Origin of the sequence: Thermus sp. (assembly GCF_037444525.1) — a bacterium.
Classification (GTDB): domain Bacteria; phylum Deinococcota; class Deinococci; order Deinococcales; family Thermaceae; genus Thermus.
In genome coordinates this window covers 1-3,324 of the sequence record NZ_JBBIMD010000104.1, presented here as the reverse complement: position 1 = coordinate 3,324, position 3,324 = coordinate 1, and the positions used below count along the sequence as shown (strand labels likewise).

Annotated in this window: 6 protein-coding genes; 5 read left to right on the top strand and 1 reads right to left on the bottom strand. The window is 68.1% G+C overall.

What is annotated here, in order from left to right; translation table 11 throughout:
- The 5 genes from WKI94_RS11670 to WKI94_RS11650 all read left to right on the top strand — a co-directional run.
- A partial coding sequence (locus WKI94_RS11670) for a zinc-binding dehydrogenase (protein WP_337845897.1) occupies positions 1-341 on the top strand: 341 nt, incomplete at its 5' end.
- 59 nt (positions 342-400) lie between these two features.
- A complete protein-coding gene (locus WKI94_RS11665) occupies positions 401-1,432 on the top strand; it encodes an AAA family ATPase (RefSeq protein ID WP_337845896.1) in 1,032 nt (343 codons plus the stop codon).
- Positions 1,398-1,733 (top strand): DUF58 domain-containing protein, encoded by a 336-nt coding sequence (locus WKI94_RS11660; RefSeq protein ID WP_337845895.1) that lies wholly within the window; start codon positions 1,398-1,400, stop codon positions 1,731-1,733. The genes WKI94_RS11665 and WKI94_RS11660 overlap by 35 nt, the downstream gene beginning before the upstream one ends.
- Entirely contained in the window at positions 1,655-2,272 is a 618-nt protein-coding gene (locus WKI94_RS11655) for a DUF58 domain-containing protein (protein WP_337845894.1), read from the top strand. The genes WKI94_RS11660 and WKI94_RS11655 overlap by 79 nt, the downstream gene beginning before the upstream one ends.
- Positions 2,233-2,712 (top strand): VWA domain-containing protein, encoded by a 480-nt coding sequence (locus WKI94_RS11650; protein WP_337845893.1) that lies wholly within the window; start codon positions 2,233-2,235, stop codon positions 2,710-2,712. Before WKI94_RS11655 ends, WKI94_RS11650 begins: the two co-directional genes overlap by 40 nt.
- A gap of 8 nt (positions 2,713-2,720) precedes the next feature.
- Here WKI94_RS11650 and WKI94_RS11645 read toward each other — a convergent pair whose 3' ends face one another.
- Positions 2,721-3,221 carry an endo alpha-1,4 polygalactosaminidase gene (locus WKI94_RS11645; RefSeq protein WP_337845892.1) on the bottom strand — a complete coding sequence of 167 codons (501 nt, stop codon included), beginning with the start codon at positions 3,219-3,221 and terminating at the stop codon, positions 2,721-2,723.
- Positions 3,222-3,324: the final 103 nt, after the last annotated feature.

The following is a 3,324-nucleotide window of genomic DNA, read 5'->3' as shown; positions in this document are numbered from 1 at the left end:
GCTCTTCCGATCTGCACCGGGGGGGGTACAAGGGGGTGGTGGAGGCCTCGGGGAGCGGCCGGGGGTTCCGCGAGGCCCTGGCCCTGGCGGAGGAGAGGGGGAGGGTCCTCCTCCTCGGGGCCCCGGGGGTGGAGTGGGCGGACCTCTCCCCCTTCTGGTTCAAGGAGGTGGCCCTCCTGGGGAGCTACACCTACACCCGGGGGGAGTTCCAGCAGGCGGTGGACCTCCTCAAGGAGGTGGGGGGCCTCGAGGCCCTGGTGGGGGGGGTCTTCCCCCTGGAGGCCTGGCCCGAGGCCCTGAAGGCCAAAGGCAAGGCCCTCTTCCGGCCAAATGTGGCCTAGGGCAGGACGGCCCCTAGGCCCTGGGGCTAGCCTTTTCCCCAAGGCGGAAGGGGGTCTTTATGCGGGAAGAAGGGGAGCACCCCTTTGAGGCGGCCAAGGAACGGCTCCAAGGCCTCCTCAGGGAGGTCAAAAAGGTCATCGTGGGCCAGGACCTCCTCCTGGAGAGGATGCTGGTGGCCCTCCTGGCCCGGGGCCACCTCCTCATTGAGGGGGTGCCGGGCCTGGCCAAGACCCTGGCGGTGAAGACCCTGGCCGAGGCGGTGGGGGGGAGCTTCAAGCGCATCCAGTTCACCCCGGACCTGGTGCCCGCGGACCTCCTGGGGACCCGGGTCTACAACCCCAAGGAGGGGAGCTTTGCCACGGAGCTTGGGCCCATTTTCGCCCACCTCCTCCTGGCGGACGAGATCAACCGCGCCCCCGCCAAGGTGCAGTCGGCCCTCCTCGAGGCCATGCAGGAGAGGCAGGTGACCATCGGCAAGGAGACCTACCCCCTCCCCAGGCCCTTCCTGGTCCTGGCCACCCAGAACCCCATTGAGAGCGAGGGCACCTACCCCCTGCCCGAGGCCCAGCTGGACCGCTTCCTCCTCAAGGTGGTGGTGGACTACCCCGCCTTCCACGAGGAGCTCCTCATCGTGGAGCGCATGACCCGGGGGGAGGAGCCAAGGGCCAAGGAGGTCCTCTCCCTGGAGGAGCTCCTGGCCCTGGCGCGGCTTTCGGACCGGGTCTACGTCCACCCCAAGGTGGCGGAGTACGCGGTGGGCCTGGTCCAGGCCACCCGCAAGCCCGAAGGGGGGCTGAAGGAGCTCAAACCCTACCTGGCCTTTGGGGGAAGCCCCCGGGCCTCCTTGGCCCTGGTCCAGGGGGCCAAGGCCCTGGCCCTCCTCAGGGGCAGGGGGTACGCCCTTCCGGAGGACGTGCGGGACCTCTTCAAGGACGCCCTCCGCCACCGCCTGGTCCTCTCCTACCAGGCCCTGGCGGAGGGGGTGGGGCCGGACGCCCTCCTGGACCGCTTCCTGGAGGCCTTCCCCCCGCCTTTCGTACCCTTGAGGGACCCCTATGGAGACGCCCGAGGCCCTGCTGCGGAGGCTTGAGCTCAAGGTGGTCCGGCCCCTGGACGGGCTCCTCTTCGGGGACTACCGGGGGGTCTTCTACGGGCGGAGCCTGGAACTGGCGGAGATCAGCCCCTACCACCCGGGGGACGAGCTGGAGCGGATAGACTGGCCCGCCACCGCCCGCACCGGCACCCTCCACGTACGCCGCTTTCGGGAAGAGAAGGAGCTCACCCTCTGGCTCCTCCTGGACGGGGGGCCACGGTGCGCTTCGGGTCCAGGAGGCGGGAGAAGTACGCCTTGGGCCTCGAGCTGGCCCTGGCCTTCGCCTACATCGCCCTAAGGCACGGGAACCGGGTGGGTGGGGTGGTCTCGGGCCGGCTCCTCCCCCCAAGGGGGGGTAAGGCCCAGGCCCTGGCCCTGGCCGAGGCCGGGCTAAAGGCCGGGATAGACCCCGCCCCTCTTGGGGAACGCCTGGACCTTTTGGGCAGGGTGGCCAGGAAGCGGGGGCTCCTCTTCGTCTTCTCGGACTTCCTGGAGGGGTTCGCCCTCCCCCTAGGCCGCCTTGCCACCCGGCACGACCTGGTGGCCGTCCTCCTGGAAGACCCCTTGGAGCGGGACCTCCCCGAGGGGGTCTGGCGCTTCCGGGACCCCAGGACGGGGGAGGTGGTGGAGGTGGACGCCCTGGTCCCCAGGGTCCGCGCCGCCTACCGCGCCCGGGCGGAGGCCTTCAGGAAAGCCCGCCTGGAGGCCCTTAGGCGGGCCGGGGCCGAGGTGGTCCTGGCCTCCACGGAGATGGACCTGGTCCCCCTCATCCTGGGGTTTGTGGAAAGGAGGCGGAGGTGGCCTTCAAGGAGCCGGGGACCCTCCTTTTCGGCCTAGGGCTTTTCCTTCTGGGCCTCCTCCTCTACCTCCTCCTGAAGCGGGGAGGGAAGGCCCGGCTGGAACAGGCCCTGGAGGCCCCCTTCCGCCCCCGGCCCCCGGGGTGGGAATGGGCCTACCCCCTAGGCCTCCTCCTGGTCCTCCTGGCCGCGGGCCGGCCGGAGGCCACCCTCCCCTGGCGGGAGAACCAGACCCAGGTGGTGCTGGTGGTGGACACCAGCCATTCCATGGCCGCGGACGACGAGACCCCAAGCCGCCTGGAGAGGGCCAAGACCCTGGCCAAGGCCTTCCTGCGGGGCCTGGACCCCACGGTGAAGGCGGGGCTCGTGAGCTTTGGGCCCCAGGCGGTCCTCCTCCTATCCCCGGGCACCGAGCGGCCCGCCCTCCTGGAAGCCCTGGAGGGCCTTAAGCCCGGCGGGGTAAGCCCCTTTCAACATTAACGGAGCCGTTACTTGCACTCCTCCACCCAGCCATCCAGCGCCCGGCGTTTCAGGATGGAGAAAATGCCTAGGTTAATACTGCTAGCGCAAAACTGGGAGGTGCTCTTGATGCGGGTGTCGGTGTATTCGATGTTCAGCACCGGCTTGCCGGCCTGCACCATGGGCTGGGTCTGGTTACACCAGCCCTGAGCAAAGCATTCCTCGGTAACAAGAAAATCGAAATCGTTGATGAGCTGTGGGAGCAGTTCGGTGGTGTTTTTGAGGCCGATGGCCAGGCCGCGTTGATGGGCTTCGACAGCCAGCCAGCGGTTGAAGCGAAGCTGATCCTGGGCTGTGAGGGGAAAACCGGTATTGTTCTGGTAGCCGTTCACGTTGTCGGGATCAACCCCCACGAAGCCTTTCTGTTTGCAGAGATCCAGTCGGGCCCGCAGGATGGGAGCCAGTTTGTCAATCTGCCGGATGTCCAGCCAGCGCTCCCCAGCCCAACCATCGTAGCTACGGCCCAGCACCTCGGAGGTCGTGTAAGGAATTATGTGTAAGGGTATGTGTATGAATGGGGGTACCAACGGGAGAGGAGGTACCCCATGGATCAGGATACCCTCCAGATGATCT